21 protein-coding genes are annotated in these 20,484 nt (G+C 73.1%); 15 read left to right on the forward strand and 6 right to left on the reverse strand.

Translation table 11 applies throughout. From position 1 onward, the window contains the following. Positions 1–18 precede the first annotated feature (18 nt). Positions 19–588, forward strand: coding sequence for an arginine repressor (locus AB0O01_RS18745; protein WP_365314682.1), 570 nt, complete (start codon positions 19–21; stop codon positions 586–588). Positions 589–726: 138 nt separating this feature from the next. On the opposite strand, the gene AB0O01_RS18750 is transcribed toward AB0O01_RS18745, so the two are convergent. The 5 genes from AB0O01_RS18750 to AB0O01_RS18770 form a co-directional block, all read right to left on the reverse strand. Then, positions 727–1,467: an FAD:protein FMN transferase gene (locus AB0O01_RS18750; protein ID WP_365314936.1), complete on the reverse strand. Its 741-nt coding sequence runs from the start codon at positions 1,465–1,467 to the stop codon at positions 727–729. Positions 1,468–1,513: 46 nt separating this feature from the next. Continuing rightward, positions 1,514–2,272, reverse strand: coding sequence for an FMN-binding protein (locus tag AB0O01_RS18755; protein WP_365314684.1), 759 nt, complete (start codon positions 2,270–2,272; stop codon positions 1,514–1,516). Positions 2,273–2,306: 34 nt separating this feature from the next. After that, positions 2,307–3,689, reverse strand: a complete 1,383-nt coding sequence (locus AB0O01_RS18760; RefSeq protein WP_365314686.1) for a ferredoxin reductase family protein — start codon at positions 3,687–3,689, stop codon at positions 2,307–2,309. 87 nt (positions 3,690–3,776) lie between these two features. After that, complete coding sequence (locus AB0O01_RS18765) at positions 3,777–4,484, reverse strand: L,D-transpeptidase family protein (protein ID WP_365314688.1); 708 nt, start codon at positions 4,482–4,484, stop codon at positions 3,777–3,779. 69 nt (positions 4,485–4,553) lie between these two features. Then, positions 4,554–5,141, reverse strand: a complete 588-nt coding sequence (locus tag AB0O01_RS18770) for a pyridoxamine 5'-phosphate oxidase family protein (RefSeq protein WP_365314690.1) — start codon at positions 5,139–5,141, stop codon at positions 4,554–4,556. A 136-nt stretch (positions 5,142–5,277) separates the two neighbouring features. Here AB0O01_RS18770 and argH point away from each other — a divergent pair, with 136 nt between their 5' ends. From argH to AB0O01_RS18825, 11 genes are all read left to right on the forward strand, one after another. Further along, on the forward strand, positions 5,278–6,741 hold the full coding sequence (gene argH / locus AB0O01_RS18775; protein WP_365314691.1) for an argininosuccinate lyase: 1,464 nt from the start codon (positions 5,278–5,280) through the stop codon (positions 6,739–6,741). A 452-nt stretch (positions 6,742–7,193) separates the two neighbouring features. Next, complete coding sequence (locus AB0O01_RS18780; RefSeq protein ID WP_365314692.1) at positions 7,194–8,168, forward strand: aldo/keto reductase; 975 nt, start codon at positions 7,194–7,196, stop codon at positions 8,166–8,168. Between the two features lie 91 nt (positions 8,169–8,259). After that, positions 8,260–8,811 (forward strand): helix-turn-helix domain-containing protein, encoded by a 552-nt coding sequence (locus AB0O01_RS18785; RefSeq protein ID WP_365314693.1) that lies wholly within the window; start codon positions 8,260–8,262, stop codon positions 8,809–8,811. Continuing rightward, the gene (locus tag AB0O01_RS18790; RefSeq protein WP_365314695.1) at positions 8,808–10,436 is read left to right on the forward strand and encodes an MFS transporter; all 1,629 of its coding nucleotides are present in this window, start codon (positions 8,808–8,810) and stop codon (positions 10,434–10,436) included. The genes AB0O01_RS18785 and AB0O01_RS18790 overlap by 4 nt, the downstream gene beginning before the upstream one ends. Positions 10,437–10,539: 103 nt before the next feature. Continuing rightward, positions 10,540–10,776 carry a hypothetical protein gene (locus tag AB0O01_RS18795; protein WP_365314696.1) on the forward strand — a complete coding sequence of 79 codons (237 nt, stop codon included), beginning with the start codon at positions 10,540–10,542 and terminating at the stop codon, positions 10,774–10,776. Beyond that, the gene (locus AB0O01_RS18800; RefSeq protein WP_365314698.1) at positions 10,773–11,756 is read left to right on the forward strand and encodes an AAA family ATPase; all 984 of its coding nucleotides are present in this window, start codon (positions 10,773–10,775) and stop codon (positions 11,754–11,756) included. The genes AB0O01_RS18795 and AB0O01_RS18800 overlap by 4 nt, the downstream gene beginning before the upstream one ends. Before the next feature lie 173 nt (positions 11,757–11,929). Further along, the gene (locus AB0O01_RS18805; RefSeq protein WP_365314938.1) at positions 11,930–12,664 is read left to right on the forward strand and encodes a DUF58 domain-containing protein; all 735 of its coding nucleotides are present in this window, start codon (positions 11,930–11,932) and stop codon (positions 12,662–12,664) included. A 121-nt stretch (positions 12,665–12,785) separates the two neighbouring features. Beyond that, positions 12,786–13,736 (forward strand): VWA domain-containing protein, encoded by a 951-nt coding sequence (locus AB0O01_RS18810; protein ID WP_365314699.1) that lies wholly within the window; start codon positions 12,786–12,788, stop codon positions 13,734–13,736. A 38-nt stretch (positions 13,737–13,774) separates the two neighbouring features. Then, complete coding sequence (locus AB0O01_RS18815; protein WP_365314701.1) at positions 13,775–14,839, forward strand: trypsin-like peptidase domain-containing protein; 1,065 nt, start codon at positions 13,775–13,777, stop codon at positions 14,837–14,839. A gap of 44 nt (positions 14,840–14,883) precedes the next feature. Continuing rightward, the gene (locus AB0O01_RS18820) at positions 14,884–15,552 is read left to right on the forward strand and encodes a response regulator transcription factor (RefSeq protein ID WP_365314702.1); all 669 of its coding nucleotides are present in this window, start codon (positions 14,884–14,886) and stop codon (positions 15,550–15,552) included. Continuing rightward, on the forward strand, positions 15,549–16,796 hold the full coding sequence (locus AB0O01_RS18825; protein WP_365314703.1) for a HAMP domain-containing sensor histidine kinase: 1,248 nt from the start codon (positions 15,549–15,551) through the stop codon (positions 16,794–16,796). Before AB0O01_RS18820 ends, AB0O01_RS18825 begins: the two co-directional genes overlap by 4 nt. A 227-nt stretch (positions 16,797–17,023) precedes the next feature. Here the strand turns inward: AB0O01_RS18825 and AB0O01_RS18830 are convergent, their stop codons facing one another. Then, positions 17,024–17,704 (reverse strand): lysophospholipid acyltransferase family protein, encoded by a 681-nt coding sequence (locus tag AB0O01_RS18830; RefSeq protein WP_365314705.1) that lies wholly within the window; start codon positions 17,702–17,704, stop codon positions 17,024–17,026. A 398-nt stretch (positions 17,705–18,102) separates the two neighbouring features. On the opposite strand from AB0O01_RS18830, the gene AB0O01_RS18835 reads away from it, so the two are divergent. The 3 genes from AB0O01_RS18835 to AB0O01_RS18845 all read left to right on the forward strand — a co-directional run bounded on the left by AB0O01_RS18835 (position 18,103) and on the right by AB0O01_RS18845 (position 20,484). Beyond that, complete coding sequence (locus AB0O01_RS18835; RefSeq protein ID WP_365314707.1) at positions 18,103–19,302, forward strand: glycerophosphodiester phosphodiesterase; 1,200 nt, start codon at positions 18,103–18,105, stop codon at positions 19,300–19,302. A gap of 142 nt (positions 19,303–19,444) precedes the next feature. After that, entirely contained in the window at positions 19,445–19,942 is a 498-nt protein-coding gene (locus AB0O01_RS18840; protein WP_365314708.1) for a sigma-70 family RNA polymerase sigma factor, read from the forward strand. A gap of 44 nt (positions 19,943–19,986) precedes the next feature. Then, positions 19,987–20,484 (forward strand): GNAT family N-acetyltransferase, encoded by a 498-nt coding sequence (locus tag AB0O01_RS18845; protein ID WP_365314710.1) that lies wholly within the window; start codon positions 19,987–19,989, stop codon positions 20,482–20,484.

The following is a 20,484-nucleotide window of genomic DNA, read 5'->3' on the forward strand; positions in this document are numbered from 1 at the left end:
GACGGGTGTGAGACGACGATGAGTCAGGCGCAGGGCCAGGACGGCGACCGCGAGCACGACCGGGACGGCGAGGGGGCGTCGGGGCCCGCGGTGCCGCAGACCCGGACCGCGCGGCACCGGCGGATCGTGGACATCCTCAACCGGCAGCCGGTGCGGTCGCAGAGCCAGCTCGCGAAGCTGCTCGCGGACGACGGGCTGAGCGTCACCCAGGCCACGCTGTCGCGGGACCTGGACGAGCTGAACGCGGTGAAGATCCGGGACAACGACGGTGATCTGATCTACGCCGTGCCGAGCGAGGGCGGGTTCCGCACGCCGCGGGCGCCGCTGGGGGAGTCGGCGAAGGAGGAGCGGATGCGGCGGTTGTCGGCCGAGCTGCTGATCTCCGCGGAGGCGTCGGCGAACCTGGTGGTGCTGCGGACGCCTCCGGGGGCGGCGCAGTTCCTGGCCTCGGCGATCGACCAGGCCGAGCTGCACGACATCCTCGGGACGATCGCCGGGGACGATACGTTGCTGCTGATCAGCCGGGGGGCCGACGGGGGGCAGGCGTTGGCGGATCATCTGCTGCGGCTGGCTCAGAACGGGGGGTGAGGTTTTTTGCCGGGTGAGGGGTTGGTCTTGCCCGGGTTATAGGTGGGCGTGGGTGTGGCAGCCGTGCGCGGTTCCCCGCGCCCCCAACCGCAGGGCGTTGGCCCCCGTGCCCATCAAAGCCCGCTGCCGGCACTCTCCTCACCCCAGTCTCGTCGCCAGGCCCCCCGTGCACCGCACCTCGTCCCCCGCTGTGATCAGGAGGGCCTCCACGTCCGGCAGGGACTCCAGCCAGGTCAGGCCCTCGCGTGAACCCATCGCGAAGGCCGCCGTGGCCCAGCAGTCCGCCCAGGTCAGCCGGGGGGCCACCACCGTCACGGCCAGGAGGTCCGTCACCGCGGAGCGGCCCGTGCGGGGGTCCACGATGTGCGCGCCGCGTTCCGCCGTGCCGGAGGTCGCCACCGCCAGCTCCGGCAGCCCCGAGGACGAGAGCACCGCCGCCAGACCCCCCGGCCGCAGCGGATCCGCGACGCCCAGCCGCCAGGGGCGGTCCGGCGCCGGAGCGCCCAGCACCTGCACGTCCCCGCCCCCGTTCACACTCACGCCCGCCACCCCCGGCACCGCCGCCAGTCGCCGTGCCGCCCGCTCCACCGACCAGCCCTTCACGATCCCGGTCGGATCCAGCCGCCCCCGGTAGCGCACGCTGAACCACCCCTCGCTCACCCGCTCCGCCTCCGCCGCGAGCCCCAGCACCTCGGCGACCTCCGGCGCGCACTGCTCCACCGTCAGCTCCCCCTGCGCCAGCCGCGACACCTGGCTGTCCTCGCGGTAGGTGCTGAACACCGCGTCGGCCCCGTGCAGCCCCGCGACCACCTCCCGCACGCCCGCCGCCACCTCCCGGGGATCACCGCCGCGCACATCCAGCGAGAAGACGGTCCCCATGACCTCCTCCACCTGCCGCAGGACCCCGGCAGCGGCGGCCACCGGCTCAGCCACCGGACTGGTCGAGCGCCGACTGGAGGGACTGCTGGTACCCGGCGCTGGTGTAGGTGGCTCCGGAGACGGCGTCGATCCCGGCGCTGTTGGCGGCGACCGCAGCCGCGTTGAGCTTGGGGACGGCGTTCGCGGTGACCCGGGTGCTCTGGCCGCCGCTCGGTGCCTGGACGGTCTCCGCCTCGACGATCTTTCCGCCGCTCACCGTGATCCGCACCTGGACCGGGCCGTACTGGGTCTCGGCCGCCTCGCCGGTCAGCACCTGCCGCTGGGCCGGAGCCGGAGCCGGGGCCGACTCGGTGGGGCCGGCCTGGCTCATCTGGTCCAGGGCCGACTGGAGGGACTGCTGGTACCCGGCGCTGGTGTAGGTGGCTCCGGAGACGGCGTCGATCCCGGCGCTGTTCGCGGCGACCGCCGCCGCGTTGAGCTTCGGGACGGCGTTCTCCGTGATCCGGGTGCTCTGGCCGCCGCTGGGCGCCTGGACGGTCTCCGCCGCGGTGATCCTGCCGCCGGTGACCGTGATCCGTACCTGGACCGGGCCGTACTGGGTCTGTGCGGCGGCACCCGTGACCGTGCCGCCGCCCGCGGGCTGGGCGCCGCCCTGCGCGGACTGCTGACCGGCGGCCGGGGGCCGGGCGCCGACCGCCTCGGCCGCGGGGTCGGCGCCCGGTTTCAGCGACAGCAGCAGCACGATGCCGGACACGGTGGCCGCGGTGGCGAGCACGGCACGCCGGACGGGGTGACTCTTCTTCATGGTCTGCCGGTCTCCTGACGCTCGGAACGCCCGCTCACATCGCGAACGACTCGTGGTGGATGCGGCGGGCCGGAACACCCGCGCCGCGCAGGGCCTCGTACACCGTCCGGGCGAAGCCGGGCGGCCCGCACAGGAACACGTCGTGGCGGTCGATGTCGGGGATCTTGCGTTGGAGGGTCTCGGCGGAGATGTCGGGGCGGGCCCCGTCCGGACTGTTCACCGCGTACATCAGCCGGGCGCCGCGCTCGTCGGCGATGGCGGCCAGCTCGTCCCACAGGGCGAGGTCCTGGGTGGTGGTGGCGCGGTAGAGGAGGGTGATGTCACCGGCCGCGCCCGGCAGGGTCTCGAACAGCGCCCGCATCGGGGTGATCCCCACCCCGCCCGCCACCAGCAGCACCTTGCCCCGGCTGCGCCGCGACGCGGTCAGGGCGCCGTAGGGCCCCTCCGCCCACACCCGGGTGCCGGGGCGCAGCGCGCGCAGCCCGGCGCTGTGGTCGCCGATCGCCTTCACGGTGATCCGGAGCAGGTCGGGGCGGGGCGCGGCGGACAGGGAGTACGGGTGGGAGCTGAAGCGCATGCCGGGCGCCAGGAACCGCCAGCGGAAGAACTGCCCCGCCTCCGCCCCCATCCGGTGCAGCCGCCGCCCGCCGATCAGCACCGACACGATCCCCGGCGACTCCTCGATCACCGCCTCGACCCGCATCCGGTGGCGCAGGTTCAGCCGGATCGGGGTGAGGATCCGGAACCACAGCACCAGCGCGCTGACCACCCCGTACAGCCCGTACCAGAAGGTCTTCGCGACCGGCTGCACGGCGAAGTCGTTGCCGGTGGAGATCTGGTGCCAGAACGTCAGGAAGACCGCCGCGTAGGTCAGCAGATGCACGTGGTACCAGGTGTCGTACGGCATCCGGCGGCGGACCGGGCCGATCGAGACCAGGCCGATCAGCACCAGCAGCGCCGTGCCGATGGCGGCCTTGCCCAGGTCGGGGAGCTGGTCGATGGAGTCGGTGGTCTGGCGGACGATGTCGGCGAGGCCGAGCCCGGCCTGCCGGGCGTAGCCCCACATGATCAGGAAGACATGGGCGAGGACCAGGCAGAGGGTGTAGCGGCCGGTCATGGCGTGCCAGCGGGCCACCCGGTCCGAGCCGACCCGCCGTTCCAGCGCGGGCACCCGGGCCATCTGGAGCACCACCAGCGCCATCAGATAGCCCGCGAGCAGTCCCGTGATCCGGCCCGCGTTGACGATCCGGCCGGTGTCGTCGCCGATGGAGGGGGTGTTGTGCCACCACAGCCACAGCACCGCCGCGGCGCCCGCCCACACCGCCATCAGCAGCGGGACGGCGGGGGAGCGGCGCGGGCGGATGCGGCGCATCGTCTGCCGCCGGGCGGCACGGCCGCCTGCGAGCGTGCTGGTCACGGTTCCTCCGGGGACGGGGGCAACGGTGGTGTCGGAGTCCCTTGGCCCAGAGATACGTGCCGGGTCGGCGCCGCGTTCAGTACCCGGTCAGTAGGGGGTGAGGGCGGTGGCTCCGGCCTCCGTGCCGATCGCGATGTGGGGGCGGGCCGCGGGCCGCGCCCAGGCCAGGATCGTCCGCATGGCGTCGGCCGGTACGGAGACACAGCCGGCCGTCGGGCCGCTCCCGTTCACATGCAGGAAGATCCCGGCGCCGCGCCCGCGCACCGGGGTCGCGTAGTTGAAGCCGACGACCAGGGCGTGGGCGTACTGGGTGCCGTAGGTCACCAGGTGTTCGGCGTGGTCGGCGCGGCAGTCGGCGGCGCGCGGCTCGCTCCAGCGGTTGTAGTCCTTCGAGGAGTTGTCCTGGCACCACCAGGACTCCTCCCGCACCGCCCGGAAGGTGTACGTCGTCCCGGGCGGCGCGGGCTCGATGCCGAAGGCGTACGGCAGGTCGTACAGACCGGTGGGGGTGGTGTTGGTGCCCTGCTCGCGGGTGGCGCCGTCGACCAGCCCCTTCGCGCCGAACCGGGCGGGCGCGGAGCCGGACTCGGCCCAGGTGCCGTCGTCGCGCCGGTCCCACCAGGTGACCGTGCCGGTGGTCGAGCCGGTGTCCGGGGCGACGGCGGTGATCAATTGCTCGCCGCCCCCGGTGTCGGCCATCCGCTCCGGCAGCGGGGTACCGGGCGGCGGCGCCGCCCCCAGCAGGGCGGTGGCGGAGGCGCACAGGGCGAGGGCGGCGGCGAGAACGGGGCGCATGGCGCCGACGCTAGGGCGGAGCCGGCGGCCCGGCAGCGCGGGTGAGCCGTTCGGGGCGGGCGGCGGGCGTTACACCGGGGTCGGCGGCAGGGGCAGCGGCAGGCCCGGCAGCCCGTCGAGGGAGTGGGCCACATGCTCCTTCTTGCGGAAGTAGGCGTCCAGCGAGGCGTCGTCCTCGCGCGCGAACCGCCGTCCGTGCAGATCCCGGTCCTCGTCGTAGGTCATCAGCGGGACCGAGTAGCCGCAACTGTCGCGGATGAGTTCGGCGGTGACGACGATGATCGCGCGCAGTCCGTGCGGGGTGGGGTCGATGCCGGGGAAGCGCGCCAGCAGACCGGGGAAGCGCGGGTCGTCGCGGAAGACCGGCTCGCCGGTGCCGTGCACCCGCACGATGTTCGGCGGCCCCTGGAAGGCGCACCACATCAGGGTGATCCGGCCGTTCTCGCGCAGATGCGCGATGGTCTCGGCGCCCGACCCGGCGAAGTCGAGATACGCGACCGTCGAGGCGTCGAGCACGGCGAAGGAGCCCTTGAGGCCCTTGGGGGAGAGGTTGACCGTGCCCTCGCCGGACAGCGGGGCGGTCGCGGTGAAGAAGAGCGGCTGCTCTTCGATGAACGTTCGGAGTCTGCCGTCTATGCGCTCATATGTCTTTCCCACGCCTAAAGGTTATTCCGCCTAACGATCGCGGGGCAATGGGATGGTGGACCGGAGTACCGGAGCGGAAATTGACTGATCATGCAGAGGTCTGCATACTCATGCAGGACGGTTCGGTGCGCAGTGAGGAGCAACGCGAGTGAGCAGCAACAGCGGTGACGTTCGGCCCGGCGAGGTTCGGCCCGGGGACGTCCGGCTCTGGGGCGGCCGTTTCGCCGACGGTCCCGCCGAGGCCCTGGCCAAGCTGTCCGCGTCCGTCCACTTCGACTGGCGGCTGGCCCCCTACGACATCGCCGGTTCCCGCGCCCACGCGCGCGTCCTGCACACCGCCGGGCTGCTCACCGAGGACGAGCTGACCCGGATGATCGCCGGGCTGGACCAACTGGAGGCGGATGTCGCCGACGGTTCCTTCACCGGCACGGTCGCCGACGAGGACGTCCACACCGCCCTGGAGCGCGGACTGCTGGAGCGGCTCGGCCCCGACCTCGGCGGCAAGCTGCGCGCTGGGCGCTCCCGCAACGACCAGGTGGCGACGCTCTTCCGGATGTATCTGCGCGACCACGCCCGGACGATCGGCGCGCTGATCGCCGCGCTCCAGGACGCCCTGGTCGGCCTCGCCGAGGCCCACCCGGACGTGGCGATGCCCGGCCGCACCCATCTCCAGCACGCCCAGCCGGTGCTGTTCGCCCACCATGTCCTCGCCCATGTCCAGGCCCTGTCCCGGGACGCCGAGCGGCTGCGCCAGTGGGACGAGCGCACCGCGGTCTCGCCGTACGGCTCGGGCGCGCTGGCCGGGTCCTCCCTCGGCCTCGACCCGGAGGCGGTGGCCGCCGACCTGGGCTTCGAGCACGGCTCCGCCGCCAACTCCATCGACGGCACGGCCGCCCGGGACTTCGCCGCCGAGTTCGCCTTCATCACCGCGATGATCGGGGTGAACCTGTCCCGGATCGCCGAGGAGGTCATCATCTGGAACACGAAGGAGTTCTCCTTCGTCACCCTGCACGACGCCTTCTCCACCGGCTCCTCGATCATGCCGCAGAAGAAGAACCCGGACATCGCGGAGCTGGCCCGCGGCAAGTCCGGCCGTCTGATCGGCAACCTCACCGGCCTGATGGCCACCCTCAAGGCCCTCCCCCTCGCCTACAACCGGGATCTCCAGGAGGACAAGGAGCCGGTCTTCGACTCCATCGACCAGTTGGAGATCCTGCTGCCCGCCTTCACCGGCATGATGGCCACCCTCACCGTCCACCGCGAGCGCCTGGAGGAACTCGCCCCGGCCGGGTTCTCGCTGGCCACCGACATCGCCGAGTGGCTGGTCAAGCAGGGTGTCCCGTTCCGGGTGGCCCACGAGGTGGCGGGCGAGTGCGTCAAGGCGGCGGAGGCCGAGGGCAAGGAACTGGCCGACCTCACCGACGAGCAGTTCGCCAAGATCTCCGCTCACCTCACCCCCGAGGTCCGCACGGTCCTGAACGTCCCCGGCGCCCTCGCGTCCCGCGACGGCCGGGGCGGCACGGCCCCGAGCGCGGTCGCCGTCCAGTTGGCGGAGGTGAAGGCGGACCTGACCCGCCAACACCAGTGGACCCAGGCCAAGCACCGGGCCTGAGCCTCTCCCGGACGGGGCTGGGCGCCGCCCCTGCTGTTAGGGGCGCGGGGAACTGCGCGCCCAGCCCCAACCGGCCCGCACCCGCCCCGCCTCCCGCACTCCCCACCCCCTACCGCGCCCCCGGGCCAAGCACCGGGCCAGAGCCTCTCCCGGAGGGGGCCGGGCGCCGCCGCCGCTTTTGGGGGCGCGGGGAACTGCGCGCCCAGCCCCAACCGGCCCGCACCCGCCCCACCTCCCGCACTCCCCACCCCCTACCGCGCCCCCGGGCCAAGCACCGGGCCAGAGCCTCTCCCGGAGGGGGCCGGGCGCCGCCCCTGCTTTTGGGGGCGCGGGGAACTGCGTGCCCAGCCCCCAGCCCCCACCCACCCGCACCCGCCGTCCCACCGCACCTCCCACCCCCTCCCGCGCCCCCGGGATACGTTGATCGCACCGACCGACCGACGGAGCCCGCGATGCCCTTCTCCCGCCTGGCCAAGGCCACCGCCCCCACCGCCCACATCGGCCTCGGCCTCGCCGCGGTCGGCCGCCCGGCGTACCTCACCCTCGACCGCGCCGAAACCCTCGGAGAGAACCGCACCGCAGACGCCCTGCGCACCCGCACCGCGGATCTCCTCACCGCCGCCTACGCCCAGGGCGTCCGCTACATCGACACCGCCCGCTCCTACGGCCGCGCCGAGGAGTTCCTCGCCGACTGGCTCACCGCCCACCCCGGGATCGACGACCTCGTCATCGGCAGCAAATGGGGCTACACCTACACCGCCGACTGGGCCCTCGACGCCGAGCGGCACGAGGTCAAGGACCACTCCCTCGCCGCCTACGAGCGCCAGCGCCGCGAGACCGGCGCCCTGCTCGGCGACCGTCTCGACCTCTACCAGATCCACTCGGTGACCCCCGGCAGCCCGGCGCTCACCGACCGCGCCCTGCACGCCCGGCTGGCCGAGACGGCCGCCGCCGAGGGCGTCACCGTCGGCTTCTCCACCAGCGGCCCCGCCCAGGCCGACGCCATCCGCGCCGCCCTCGCCGTGACCGTCGACGGCGAGCCCCTCTTCCGTACCGTCCAGTCGACCTACAACGCGCTGGAGACCTCGGCCGGGCCCGCGCTCGCCGAGGCGCACGACGCCGGGCTGACGGTGATCGTCAAGGAGGCCATGGCCAACGGCCGGCTGGCCGCGCCGCACGCCCCCGGGCCGCTGCGGACCGTCGCCGAGGAGACCGGGCAGGGCCCCGACGCCGTCGCCCTCGCGCTGATCCTGCGCGAGCCCTGGGCCGGGGTCGTACTCTCCGGCGCCACCACGGTCACCCAGCTCGCCGCCAATCTGCACGCCGCCGTGGTCGACCTCGACGACGACCAGCTCGCCCGGCTGGCCCCGCTGGCCGAGAACCCCGGGACCTACTGGACCCACCGCGCCCACCTCCCCTGGCACTGACCTGCGCGTTTAGCCCGCAACCCGTGCCGTGGGCGATCTCACGCACCCCGAGGATGAGACAAGAGTGTCTCAAATGGGTTATCGTCGTCTCATGGCTGTCGATCGTGACCACGTGCTGCGCACCGCAGCGGCCCTGCTGACCCACAAAGCCACCGCGACCATGGACGAGGTCGCCAGGGCCGCCGGGATCAGCCGCGCCACCCTGCACCGGCACTTCGCCGGGCGGGACGCCCTGATCCGGGCCCTGGAGACCCAGGGCATCGCCGAGTGCGAGGCCGCCCTCGACCGGGCCCGCACCGACGAGGGCCCCGCCCCCGACGCCGTCCGCAGACTCGTCCGCGAGATCGAACCGGCGGCGGGCCTCCTCGCCTTCCTGGTCACCGAGAACCAGCTCTTCGAGGGCGAGGAGCAGAACGCCGGCTGGGCCCGGCTGGACGCGCGGATCTGCGCGCTGTTCCGGCGCGGCCAGGACGCCGGGGAGTTCCGCATCGACCTGACCCCCGTCTGGCTCACCGAGGCCCTCTACGGCCTGGTGGGCTCCGCGGCCTGGGCCGTACTGGACGGCCGGGTCGCCGCCAAGGACTTCGAGAACATGATCGTCGAGCTGCTGCTCGGCGGAGCGATACGGAGAGAGGAATCATGAGCAGCACCGCGCAGCCGACGGCCCCGACCGAGGTGGTGAAGCGCCCCGGACGCTGGCTGGCGCTGGCCGTCCTGGTGCTCGCCGTCCTGCTGGTGGCCGTCGACGCGACCGTCCTCGGCCTGGCCACCCCGTACATCAGCGAGGACCTCGACCCCACCGGGAACCAGTTGCTGTGGATCGGTGACGTCTACTCGTTCGTCATCGCCGGTCTGCTGGTCTCCATGGGCAGCCTGGGCGACCGCATCGGCCGCAAGCGGATCCTGCTGATCGGCGCGACGGCGTTCGGCGCGGTCTCCGTGCTCAACGCCTACGCGACGACGCCCGAGATGATGATCGTGGCGCGGGCCCTGCTCGGTGTCGCGGGCGCCACCCTGATGCCGGCCACCCTGGCCCTGATCCGCAACCTCTTCCACGACCCGCGCGAGCGCAGCCTCGCCATCGGCATCTGGGGCGCCACCGCCTCCGCCGGTACGGCCATCGGCCCCGTCATGGGCGGCTTCCTGCTGGAGCACTTCTGGTGGGGCTCGGTCTTCCTGATCAACCTGCCGGTGATGGCGGTGCTGGTGCTGGTCGGCGCCAAGCTGCTGCCCGAGTCCCGCAATCCGCACCCCGGCCCCTGGGACATGGCCAGCGTCCTGCTGTCGCTGGTCGGCATGATCGCCGTGGTGTACGCGATCAAGGAGGCGGCCAGCCACGGCTTCGCCTGGGCCACCGTCGGGGCGGCCGTCCTGGGCCTCGGGGCGCTGTACGCCTTCGTCCGGCGGCAGTTCGCCCTGCCCTCCCCGCTGCTGGACATGCGGCTGTTCCGCAACCGCGGCTTCAGCGGCGCGGTCCTCGCCGATCTGCTGACCATCTTCGGTCTGTCCGGTCTGGTCTTCTTCCTCTCGCAGTTCTTCCAGCTCGTGCAGGGCAGGCGACCGCTGGAGGCCGGACTCGCCGAGCTGCCCGCCGCGGTCGGCGCGGTGGCGGCCGGTCTGATCGCCGGATGGGCGGCCCGCCGCTTCTCGGTGCGGGCCGTGGTCTCCGGCGGCCTCGGGGCGGTCGGCCTCGGGCTCGGCACGCTGACCTTCATGGGCCAGTCCACGGGCTATCCGATCCTCGGCGCCGCCCTGCTGATCGTCGGCATCGGCGCGGGCTTCGCGTTCACTGTCACGGCGGACGTGATCCTCGGCTCCGTACCCAAGGAGCAGGCGGGCTCGGCCTCCGCGGTCTCCGAGACGGCCTACGAACTCGGCGCCGCGCTCGGCATCGCCCTGCTCGGCTCCATCGTCACCGGCGTCTACCGCGGCTTCGCCGCCCCGCCGGGGACCCCCGAGGCGGCGCACGAGTCGCTCGGCGGTGCCGTGGAGTCGGCCGGCCACCTGCCCCCGGAGAGCGCCCAGCAGTTGCTGGACGCGGCCCGGCAGTCCTTCGTCGACGGTCTGACGACGGCGGCGGGCATCGGCTCGGCGGTGCTGCTGGCGGCGGCGGTGGCGGCCTGGTTCCTGCTGCGCGGCCAGCGCCTGGAGACCACCGAGACGGCACCGGCCCCCGACGCGGGAGCCGAGGCCGAGGCCGATGCTGACGCCGGGTCCGAGGCCGGGTCCGGCGCCGGGAAGAAGGCCGTACCCGTAAACGGAAGCTAAGTAGGGGCAGCGTCTCCGCTTTAAGTCCCTTTTCGCGTCCACCTGATGGTCTTGACTCCTCACCCCGTCGTCGTCACCACACGACCTGAAGGAGTCACCGACCATGACCCGACGCACCCGTCTCCTGGTCAGTCTGGGCGCCGTGCTCGCCGCCGGTCTCTCGGCGGGCGGCGCCACCCTGGCCGGGGACGACCACCCCTCCGGGGACAGAATCAGCTACGTCGTCCAGGAGACCGACAGCGCCGTCAGCGACACCGGCGCCGAGGACGGCGACTGCCCCTGGCAGAACGACGGCACGGCCACCGCCGCCCCCGCCGACGTGCCGGAGCCGGCGCTGTGAGCGCCTCCGAGGGCAAGCTCCTCGAAGAGGCGCTGTTCGAGGTCAAGCGGGTGATCGTGGGCCAGGACCGCATGGTGGAACGGATGTTCACCGCGATCCTGGCCCGCGGCCACTGCCTGCTGGAGGGCGTGCCCGGCGTCGCCAAGACCCTCGCCGCCAAGACCCTCGCCCATGTCCTCGGCGGCCACTTCGCCCGCATCCAGTTCACCCCCGACCTGGTGCCCTCCGACATCACCGGCACCCGCATCTACCGCCCCTCGCAGGAGACCTTCGACGTCGAGCCCGGCCCCGTCATGGCCAATGTGGTGCTCGCCGACGAGATCAACCGCGCGCCCGCCAAGGTGCAGTCGGCGCTGCTGGAGGTCATGGGCGAACACCAGGTCTCCATCGGCGGCACCACCCTCACCGTGCCCGAGCCGTTCCTCGTCCTCGCCACCCAGAACCCCATCGAGTCCGAGGGCGTCTACCAGCTCCCCGAGGCCCAGCGCGACCGGTTCCTGCTGAAGGTGGACGTCGCGGCGCCCAGCGAGTCCGAGGAACTCGCCATCCTCTACCGGATGAGCGTCGACCCGCCCCGTCCGCGCCGGGTCCTCACCCCGGGGACCCTCGTCGCCCTCCAGCGCGCCGCCGACGACGTCTTCGTCCACCACGCCGTCGCCGAGTACGCCGTGCGCCTGGTCGTCGCCACCCGTGAACTCGCCGGGCCCGGCAGCCGGGTCGCGCACGGCGCCGGGCCCCGCGCCACCCTCGGCCTGGTCGCCGCCGCCCGCGCCCTCGCGCTGCTGCGCGGCCGGGGCTATGTCCTGCCCGAGGACCTCCACGACCTCGCCCACGAGGTGATCGCCCACCGGCTGGTGCTCTCCTTCGACGCCCTCGCCGACGGCATCGGCGCCGGGCAGATCGTCGACGAGGTCCTCGCCGCGGTCGAACGCCCCCGGATCAGCCCCCGCCCGGCCCCCGGGGAGGAGGCCGCCGCATGACCTCCCCGACCCTGCGCGACCTCACCCCGGAACAGGCCCTCCGCCATCTGGAGCTGCTGTTCACCCGGCGCCCCGACGGCCTCCTCCAGGGCGACCACGCCGCCGCCGTCCCCGGCCCCGGCGGCGAGGTCGCCGAGACCCGCCCGTACCTGGCCGGCGACGACGTCCGGATGATGGACTGGAACGCCACCGCCCGCACCACCGTCCCCCATGTCCGGCGCACCCTCGCCGACCGCGAACTGACCATCTGGCTCGTCCTCGACGCCTCCGCCAGCATGGACTTCGGCACCGCCCGGATGGAGAAGCGGGACCTCGCCGTCGGCGCCGCCGCGGCCGTCGCGTTCCTCACCGAACGCGCCGGGAACCGGCTCGGCGCCCAGCTCACCGGCCCCGACGGCATCCGCCGCATCCCGCCCCGCCCCGGCCGCCGCCACCTCCTGTCCATCCTGTACGCCGCCCTGGACCGGCCCCGCGTCGAACCCGGCGTCCCCGAACACACCCTCGGCGAGGCCCTGCACGCCCTGCGCGAACTGCCCGCCCGCGGGATGATCGCCGTCATCTCCGACTTCCTGGAGACCGGCTGGGAGCAGCCGCTGCGCGTCGCCGCCCGCCGCCACCAGGTCCTGGCCGTCGAGACCGTCGACCCGCGCGAACTGGAACTGCCCTCCGTCGGCCTGCTCACCCTCGTCGACCCGGAGACCGGCCGCCGCCGCGAGGTCCCCACCCACTCCCGCAAACTGCGCGAACGCTACGCCCGGGCCGCGCTGGAACAGCGGGCCCTCATCAAGCAGTCCATCCGCCGCTCCGGCGCCGCCCATCTGCGCCTGCGCACCGACCGCGACTGGGTCCGGGACGTGGCCCGCCACGTCGAGGCCCAACGCCGCCGCGGCGGCGGGGGCGCCGCATGAATCCGGGCCATCGAGTGAACCCGGGCCGCCACATGAACCTGCGCCGCCGCATGAATCCGGGCCGCCACATGGACCTGGGCCACCGCACGAACCCCGGCCACCGGCACCCCACGGAGACCCCATGAGCCTCACCTCGCCGGTCTGGCTGGTGCTGCTGCTGCCGCTGCTCGCCCTGATCGCCGCCTACCTCGCGGTCCAGCGCCGCCGCACCCAGTACGCCGTCCGGTTCACCAACCTCGATCTGCTGGACAAGGTCGCCCCCCGCCGCCCCGGCCGGCGCCGCCACCTCCCGGCCGCCGCCTTCTGCGCCGCCCTCGCCCTGCTGGTCGTCGGGTTCGCCCGGCCGGTCACCGAGGTCCAGGTGCCCCGCGAGCGCGCCACCATCGTCGTCGCCTTCGATGTCTCGGCGTCCATGGAGGCCACCGACATCGCCCCCACCCGCTTCGAGGCCGCCCGCGAGGCCGCCCTCGCCTTCGTCGACCGGCTCCCCGAGCAGTTCAACGCCGGGCTGGTCCCGTTCAGCGGCTCCGCGACGGTCGCGGTGGCACCGACCACCGACCGGGAGGCCCTGCGCGCCGCCATCCGGCGCCTCACCACCGGCGAGGGCACCGCCATCGGCGACGCCGTGGTCGCCGCCCGGGGCGCCGTCCGGGCCCTGGACGAACGCGCCGGGACCGAGCCCCCGCCCGCCCACATCGTGCTGCTCTCCGACGGCTCCAACACCACCGGCCGCTCCATCGAGGACGCCGCCCGGGAGGCCGCCGCCGAGGAGATCCCGGTCTCCACCATCGCCTACGGCACCGAGGAGGGCACGATCACCCTCGACTCCGGCGACACCATCCAGGTCCCGGCCGACGGCCCCGCCCTGGAGGGGCTCGCCGAGGCCACCGGCGGCGACTTCCACGAGGCCGCCACCGGCGAGGAGTTGCAGGCCGTGTACGAGGACATCGGCAGCTCCGTCGGCTACCGCACCGAGGAGCGCGAGATCTGGCCGTGGTTCGTGGCCGCCGGGCTGATCGCCGCCCTGGCCGCCGCCGCGACCTCCCTCCTCTGGTTCTCCCGCCTCCCCTGACACCATCCCCTCCGCGACCCCGCCCAAGGAGGCAGCTCGTGACCGACAACGGACATCCCGGCCCCGGCGGCCGGCTGGAGAACCTCGGCCCCTTCGGGGACCACCCCGTCCCCGCCCCGCCCCCCGGCGTCCCCACCGTCGACAACGGCCTCGTCCCGGCGCACGAGATACCCCGGGCCAACGGCTACCTCGGCGACCGGGGCGGCACCCTCCCTCCCCCCATGGAGCCGGAGAAGGCCCTGCCCGGCCTGGGCGCACCCCGGGGCCCCGGTTTCCTCCCCGGCCGCCCACCCGAGCCCCTGACCCCGGCCCCGGGAGAGCCCCCCGCCCCCTACGCCTCCTTCCAGGCCCCGCCCCCCACCCCACCCCGGACCACCGGACGGCGGGCCTCCCGGGCCGTCGCCCCGTTGATCACCCTCCTCGCCGCGATCCTCGCGGGCGGCGCCGCCGGATACGGCGCCGCGGGCTTCGCCGGGGACGACCCGGAGACCGCCGCGCCGATACGGGCCGGGGACCTGGAGGCGGTCGCCGCGCGGGTCCTGCCCAGCGTCGTCTCGGTGGAGACCGACAACGGGCAGGGCTCCGGCTTCGTCTTCGACGCCCGCGGCCGGGTCCTCACCAACGCCCATGTCGTCGAGGGCAGCAGCCGGGTCACCCTGGAACTCCAGGACGGCCGCCGGCTCAGCGCGGAGGTGATCGGCGAGGACCCCGCCCACGACGTCGCCGTCCTGGAGCCCGAGACCGCCCGCGGCCTGGACGCCGCCGACCTGGCCACCGGCGTCCCGCCCGCCGTCGGTGACACCGTCCTCGCGATCGGCTCACCGCTCGGCCTCAGCGGCACCGTGACCTCGGGTATCGTCAGCGCACTCGACCGGGATGTCCGCCTCGGCGACGGCGGCCAGCGCAGGGCCCTCCAGACCGACGCCTCCATCAACCCCGGCAACTCCGGCGGACCCCTGGTCGACGACGAGGGCCGGGTCATCGGGATCAATACGGCCATCGCCACGTTGAACCAGCAGACGGGCGGCTCCATCGGCATCGGCTTCGCCATTCCCGTGGCCGACGCGCTGGACGCCGCCGAGACCATCATCGACGGCGGCTGATCCATGCCGACCCGCCGAGGAACAGCGCCGCACCGGAGGCCCGCATGAGACTGCTCGTGGTCGAGGACGAGGAGGACCTGGTCGTCGCCCTGCGCGTCGGCCTGGTCCGCGCCGGATACGCCGTCGATGTCGCCCCCGATGTCGACACGGCCGGTGAGAAGCTCGCCGTCAACGACTACGACCTGGTGCTCCTCGACCTCAATCTGCCCGACGGCGACGGATTCGCCGTCTGCCGGGCGATCCGGGCCACCCCGGGCGGCCCCCGCATCCTGATGCTCACCGCCCGCGACCGCCTCGCCGACCGGGTGCGCGGCCTGGACGAGGGCGCCGACGACTACCTCGTCAAACCCTTCGCCCTGCCCGAACTCCTCGCCCGGATCCGGGCCCTGCTGCGCCGCGAGGACGGCGGCACCTCGATCGTGGAGGTCGGCGAACTGCGCCTGGACACCGCCCGCTTCGAGGCGTACCGGGGCGCCCGCCGCCTCCAGCTCACCCCGAAGGAGTTCGGCGTGCTGCACTACCTGATGACCCGCCCCGGCCGGGTCGTCCCCGCCGAGGAACTCCTCGAACACGTCTGGGACGAACACGCCGACCCGTTCACCAACACCGTGCGGGTCACCGTCGGCTCGCTGCGCCGGAAGATCACCGGCGAGGACGAGCCCCTGATCGAGACGGTGATCCGCCAGGGCTACCGGCTCAAGGACACCCCATGAGATTCCTGCGGCGGCTGCGGGCCGTCGTCCACGCCCTCGGCAGCAGGCTCCCCGCCTTCACCCACACCATCCGGTTCCGGCTGACGGTCCTCTACTCCGGCCTGATCTTCATCCTCACCGCGATGGTCCTCGGCGCCACCTATGTCGCCGTCGCGCGCAGCGGCGAGGCCCACCCGGTCAGCAGCCAGTTCACGGCGAAGAAGTACGTCAACGACGACTACATCGGCGAGATCGACGTGGTGAAGCTCCAGGAGGTCGAGGCGGCCGTCAACTACGAGACCCTCGGCAATCTGCGCAACTTCTCCTTCCTCGTCCTCGCGCTGCTCGCCGTCGCCAGCCCGCTGATCGGCTGGATCCTCTCCGGCCGCGCCCTGCGCCCGGTCCGCTCGATCTCCCGTACGGCCGCCGAGATCCAGGCCACGGATCTCTCCCAGCGCATCCGGCTGACCGGCCCCAAGGACGAACTGCGCGAACTGGCCGACACCGTCGACTGCATGCTGGACCGGCTCGACGAGGCGTTCACGGCCCAGCGCCAGCTCATCGACGACGCCTCCCACGAACTGCGCAGCCCGCTCGCCATCATCCGCGCCAACCTGGACGCCGTCCTCACCGCGGAGGAGTCCGACGAGGACGAACGCCGGGCCGCCGCCGACAGCGTCGACCGGGCCACCACCCGGATGACCCGGCTGGTCGAGGACCTCCTCGCCACCGCCCGGCGCAACGCGCCCGCCCTCTCCGACTCGGATGTAGATCTCGCCGCGGTGTCCCGCGAGGCGGCCGAGGAGTTCGCGCCGCTGGCCGCCGAACGCGGCATCGTCGTCCAGCGCAGACTGGCGGGTGGTCTGACGGTCATCGGCGACCACGACGCCCTGCGCCGCGCGGTCGGCAACCTGCTCTCCAACGCCGTACGGCTGGCCCCGCCGGGCACCCGGATCACGGTCGCGGCGGGGCGCGGCGAGGGCTGGGTGTGGACGGCCGTCCAGGACGAGGGCCCCGGCATCCTGGACCACGACCAGGCCCGGGTCTTCGACCGCTTCTGGCGCGCGAAGGACGACACGGCCGACACCCGGGACCGCCACGCGGGCCTGGGCCTGGCGATCGTCCGCCAGATCGTGGAGTCCCACGGCGGCCAGATCCGCCTCTTCTCCAAACTCGGCGAGGGCTCCACGTTCGCCCTCTGGCTCCCCACCCCCGGAGAATCAACCCCGCAAACTCCCCCGGAGGACTCCCCGATCCCACACTGAACGCCCCCTTTTTTCAGGGGCGCGGGGAACCGCCTTTTCAGGGCGCGGGGAACGGCCTTTCAGGGCTGCGGGGAACGGCTTTTCAGGGGCGCGGGGATCGGCTTTTCAGGGGCGCGGGGAACTGCGCAAAAAGCGACCACAACCCGCACCCGACAACGGACCGCCCCACCTCAGGGGCGCGGGGAACTGCGCGACAAGCCCCCACGCACCCGCACCCGCCCCCACCCCTACGCCGCATCCTTCGCCTTGGTCGCATACATATCCACATACTCCTGCCCCGACAACCGCATCACCTCGGTCATCACAGAATCGGTCACCGCCCGCAGCACATACCGATCCCGATCCATCCCCTCGTACCGCGAGAACTCCAGCGCCGCCCCGAACCGCACCGTCACCCGCACCCGCCCGATCCGCGGCATCCCCGCCCCACCCGGCTGGATCTTGTCGGTGCCGATCATCGCGAACGGCACCACCGGAGCCCCCGTCATCAACGTCAGCCGCGCGATCCCGGTCCGCCCCCGGTACAGCCGCCCGTCGGGCGAGCGCGTGCCCTCGGGATAGATGCCGAAGAGCCGGCCCTCCTCCAGGATCCGCCGCCCGGTCATCAGCGCGGCGACCCCGCCCTTCCCGCCGTCCCGGTCCACCGGGATCATCCCGACCCCGGTGAAGAACCAGGCCATGGCCCGCCCCTTGAACCCCTTCCCGGTGACGTACTCGTCCTTGCCGATGAAGAACACCTGACGGTCGCAGACCAGCGGCAGGATCATCGAGTCGATGAAGGTGAGATGGTTCCCGGCGAGGATCACCGGACCGTCGCCCGGGATGTTCTCCACTCCCTCCACCCGGGGGCGGAACATCAGGCGCATGATCGGTCCGAGCACTGCCTTGATGAACGCGAAGCGGGACAACGGGCCCTCCGGTGTCAAGGGGTTTCGATGGTTTCGACGGTGATGTCTCTGAAGTCCGTGCAGGTGAGGACGATACTCGCGGTGACCCACCGGACGCACATCGGGTTCATCGAGGTCTTACGCACAATTGACCTGCGTTCATCTGTTCGACCCCTCGCGCGCCCGCCCGTAACCCGTACGTGACGCTCCACCTGCCCCGCCCCCACCGCCTCAATCCGACGGACCGTCACCCCCCCAGCCCCGCGCCCCGGACGACATCCACCGTCACCCAGGTGTTCGGGTCGGCGCCCCCCTTCCGTCACGTCCGCCGCCCTACGATCGGCGCGCACCACCCGGCGCCCGGCCGGAGGGATTGCGCCCCCCGGCGGGGCGCGGAGCGGACGGCGAGGAGGCCGCTGATGGGATCGCAGAACCCGAACGAGCAGGCGAGGAACCAGGCGCACACGGGACGGCGGGCGCTGCTCGGGGCGGCGGTACTCGGCGCGGGCGGGGCGGTCCTCGGACTGCCCGGCACGGCGACCGCCGACGCCCGCCAGTCCTCCGGCACGGGCACGGGCACCGGCACCGGCGGCGGAGTCAAGAACCTCCCGAAGCCGACGATCATCGGCCACCGCGGAGCCAGCGGCTACCGCCCCGAGCACACCCTCGGCTCCTACCAGCTCGCCCTGGACCTGGGCGCCGACATCGTCGAGGCCGGTGACCTGGTCCCCACCAGGGACGGCCATCTGGTCTGCCGTCACGAGCCGGAGATCGGCGGCACCACGGATGTGGCCGCCCACCAGGAGTTCGCCGACCGCAAGCGGACCAAGCTGCTGGACGGCGTCCCCACCACCGGCTGGTTCACCGAGGACTTCACCCTCGCCGAGCTGAAGACCCTGCGGGCCGTCGAGCGCATCCCCGCCAACCGCCCCCACAACACCCTCTACAACGGCCGCTGGGAGATCCCCACGTTCGAAGAGGTGCTGAAGTGGCAGGACGAGCAGACCCGCAAGCGCGGCAAGCAGGTCTGGATCTACCCCGAGCTGAAGCACCCCACCTACTTCCGCAAGCAGGGCCTCGCTCTGGAGGAGCGGGTCGCCAAGGTGCTGCGCAAGTACCAGCGGGCCAAGCGGAACTCGCCGGTCATCCTCCAGTCCTTCGAGCCGACCAGCATCCAGCGCCTGCACAAGCTGGTCGACAACCCGCTGGTGGTCCTGCTCTCCGGCGCGAGCACCCGCCCGTACGACTTCGTCGAGTCCGGTGACCCGCGCACCGTCGCCGACCTGGTCAAGCCCGCCGGTCTGCGCGAGATCGCCTCCTACGCCGACGGCATCGGCCCCACCCTGGACCTGGTCATCCCGAAGGACGCGACCGGCAATCTCACCCGGCCGACCACCCTGGTCGCCGACGCGCACAAGGTGGGCCTGATCCTCCACCCCTACACCCTGCGCAACGAGAACCCGTTCCTGCCCCCGGCCTTCCGCAAGGGCACCGACGCCGACCAGTACGGCGATGTCTTCGGCCTCTACCAGGCGTACTTCGCCACCGGGATCGACGGTGTCTTCACCGACCACCCGGACACCGGCCTACTGGCCCGCACGGACTTCAACGCCCGCTGACCCCCCACCGGACGCCCGTCGCCCCCACCGGACGTCCACTTACCCGCCCACCGGGGTCAACGACCCACCCCCCACCCACCCCGATGGGGTGAGGAACACCGCCCGAGGCAACCGCGCCCCGGGCGGTGGCGTCCCGCCGCATATGACAGACGACTTGGTCAGCGTTCTGCGCCCGCTGCTCACCGCCGAGGTCCGGGCCGAGGCCCCGGCCTCCGGCGTCGAACCGGCCGACCTGGAACAGACGGTCTGGCTGCGCCTCCTGGAACAACTGGACACCGCCGGTCCGCCCGCCGACCCACCGGGCTGGCTGCGCGAGACGGTCGCCACCGAGGCCCGCCGCGCCACCAGACCCGAACGACCGTACGACGCCGAGCCCGCCGATCTCACGACCCCCGGCCCCGAGCACCTGGCCCTGCTCACCGCCCGCCGCCGGACACTGCGGGCCGCCGTGCGCCGGCTGCCGGGCCGCTGCCCCCGGCTGCTGGAGGCGATGCTGTCCCCCAGGGACCTGACCTACCGGGAGATCGCGGGGGAGTTGGGTATCTCACAGGGCAGTCTCGGCCCGGAACGCGCGAAATGCCTGGGATGTCTGCGGCGATTGCTCGCCCCGGAGGTTGCGGCGCGTGAAGCACGGGGATAGGAGTGGGGGACAACAGGCGACAGGTGAGCGGGAGGCGTGCACACATGGGCATGAGCGTGGTCATCTCCGAGGCGGCCGAGCACGACGCCGAGCAGATCTTCAAGCTGCAATACCTGTGCTTCCAGAGCGAGGCCGCGCTCTACGGCAACTACCGCATCGACCCGCTGGTCGAGAGCCTCGACTCGGTCCGCGCGGAGATCGCCGCCGACTGCGTCTTCGTGGCCCGGCTCGGCGACGAGGTGATCGGCGCGGTGCGCGGCTCGGTCACCGAGGACGGCGCCGCCGCGATCGGCCGGCTCTGCGTCCACCCCCGGCTCCAGGGCCACGGCATCGGCGCCCGGCTTCTGCGGGCCGCCGAGTCCGCCCTCACCGACCGGCACGGCGCGAAGCGCTTCCGCCTCCACACCGGCCACCGCAGCGAAACCAACCTCCGCCTGTACCGCAAGGTCGGCTACGAGACGGTGGGCACCGAACAGGGCAACGACGGCGTCCCGATGATCGTCCTGGAAAAGCCGGCAGAAACATTCGCCCAAACAGCCTGA

This window comes from Streptomyces sp. NPDC093252, assembly GCF_040683675.1.
Classification (GTDB): Bacteria; Actinomycetota; Actinomycetes; order Streptomycetales; family Streptomycetaceae; genus Streptomyces.

What these genes read in the sequence shown, in the direction of transcription:
- AB0O01_RS18745 (WP_365314682.1), top strand. Translation starts at nt 19, where the DNA reads ATGAGTCAGGCGCAGGGCCAGGACGGCGACCGCGAGCACGACCGGGAC.
- AB0O01_RS18780 (WP_365314692.1), top strand. Translation starts at nt 7,194, where the DNA reads ATGCCCTTCTCCCGCCTGGCCAAGGCCACCGCCCCCACCGCCCACATC.
- AB0O01_RS18835 (WP_365314707.1), top strand. Translation starts at nt 18,103, where the DNA reads ATGGGATCGCAGAACCCGAACGAGCAGGCGAGGAACCAGGCGCACACG.
- AB0O01_RS18785 (WP_365314693.1), top strand. Translation starts at nt 8,260, where the DNA reads ATGGCTGTCGATCGTGACCACGTGCTGCGCACCGCAGCGGCCCTGCTG.
- AB0O01_RS18805 (WP_365314938.1), top strand. Translation starts at nt 11,930, where the DNA reads ATGGACTGGAACGCCACCGCCCGCACCACCGTCCCCCATGTCCGGCGC.
- AB0O01_RS18755 (WP_365314684.1), bottom strand. Translation starts at nt 2,272, where the DNA reads ATGAAGAAGAGTCACCCCGTCCGGCGTGCCGTGCTCGCCACCGCGGCC.
- AB0O01_RS18820 (WP_365314702.1), top strand. Translation starts at nt 14,884, where the DNA reads ATGAGACTGCTCGTGGTCGAGGACGAGGAGGACCTGGTCGTCGCCCTG.
- AB0O01_RS18845 (WP_365314710.1), top strand. Translation starts at nt 19,987, where the DNA reads ATGGGCATGAGCGTGGTCATCTCCGAGGCGGCCGAGCACGACGCCGAG.
- AB0O01_RS18765 (WP_365314688.1), bottom strand. Translation starts at nt 4,484, where the DNA reads ATGCGCCCCGTTCTCGCCGCCGCCCTCGCCCTGTGCGCCTCCGCCACC.
- AB0O01_RS18810 (WP_365314699.1), top strand. Translation starts at nt 12,786, where the DNA reads ATGAGCCTCACCTCGCCGGTCTGGCTGGTGCTGCTGCTGCCGCTGCTC.
- AB0O01_RS18795 (WP_365314696.1), top strand. Translation starts at nt 10,540, where the DNA reads ATGACCCGACGCACCCGTCTCCTGGTCAGTCTGGGCGCCGTGCTCGCC.
- AB0O01_RS18790 (WP_365314695.1), top strand. Translation starts at nt 8,808, where the DNA reads ATGAGCAGCACCGCGCAGCCGACGGCCCCGACCGAGGTGGTGAAGCGC.
- AB0O01_RS18840 (WP_365314708.1), top strand. Translation starts at nt 19,445, where the DNA reads ATGACAGACGACTTGGTCAGCGTTCTGCGCCCGCTGCTCACCGCCGAG.
- AB0O01_RS18825 (WP_365314703.1), top strand. Translation starts at nt 15,549, where the DNA reads ATGAGATTCCTGCGGCGGCTGCGGGCCGTCGTCCACGCCCTCGGCAGC.
- AB0O01_RS18750 (WP_365314936.1), bottom strand. Translation starts at nt 1,467, where the DNA reads ATGGGGACCGTCTTCTCGCTGGATGTGCGCGGCGGTGATCCCCGGGAG.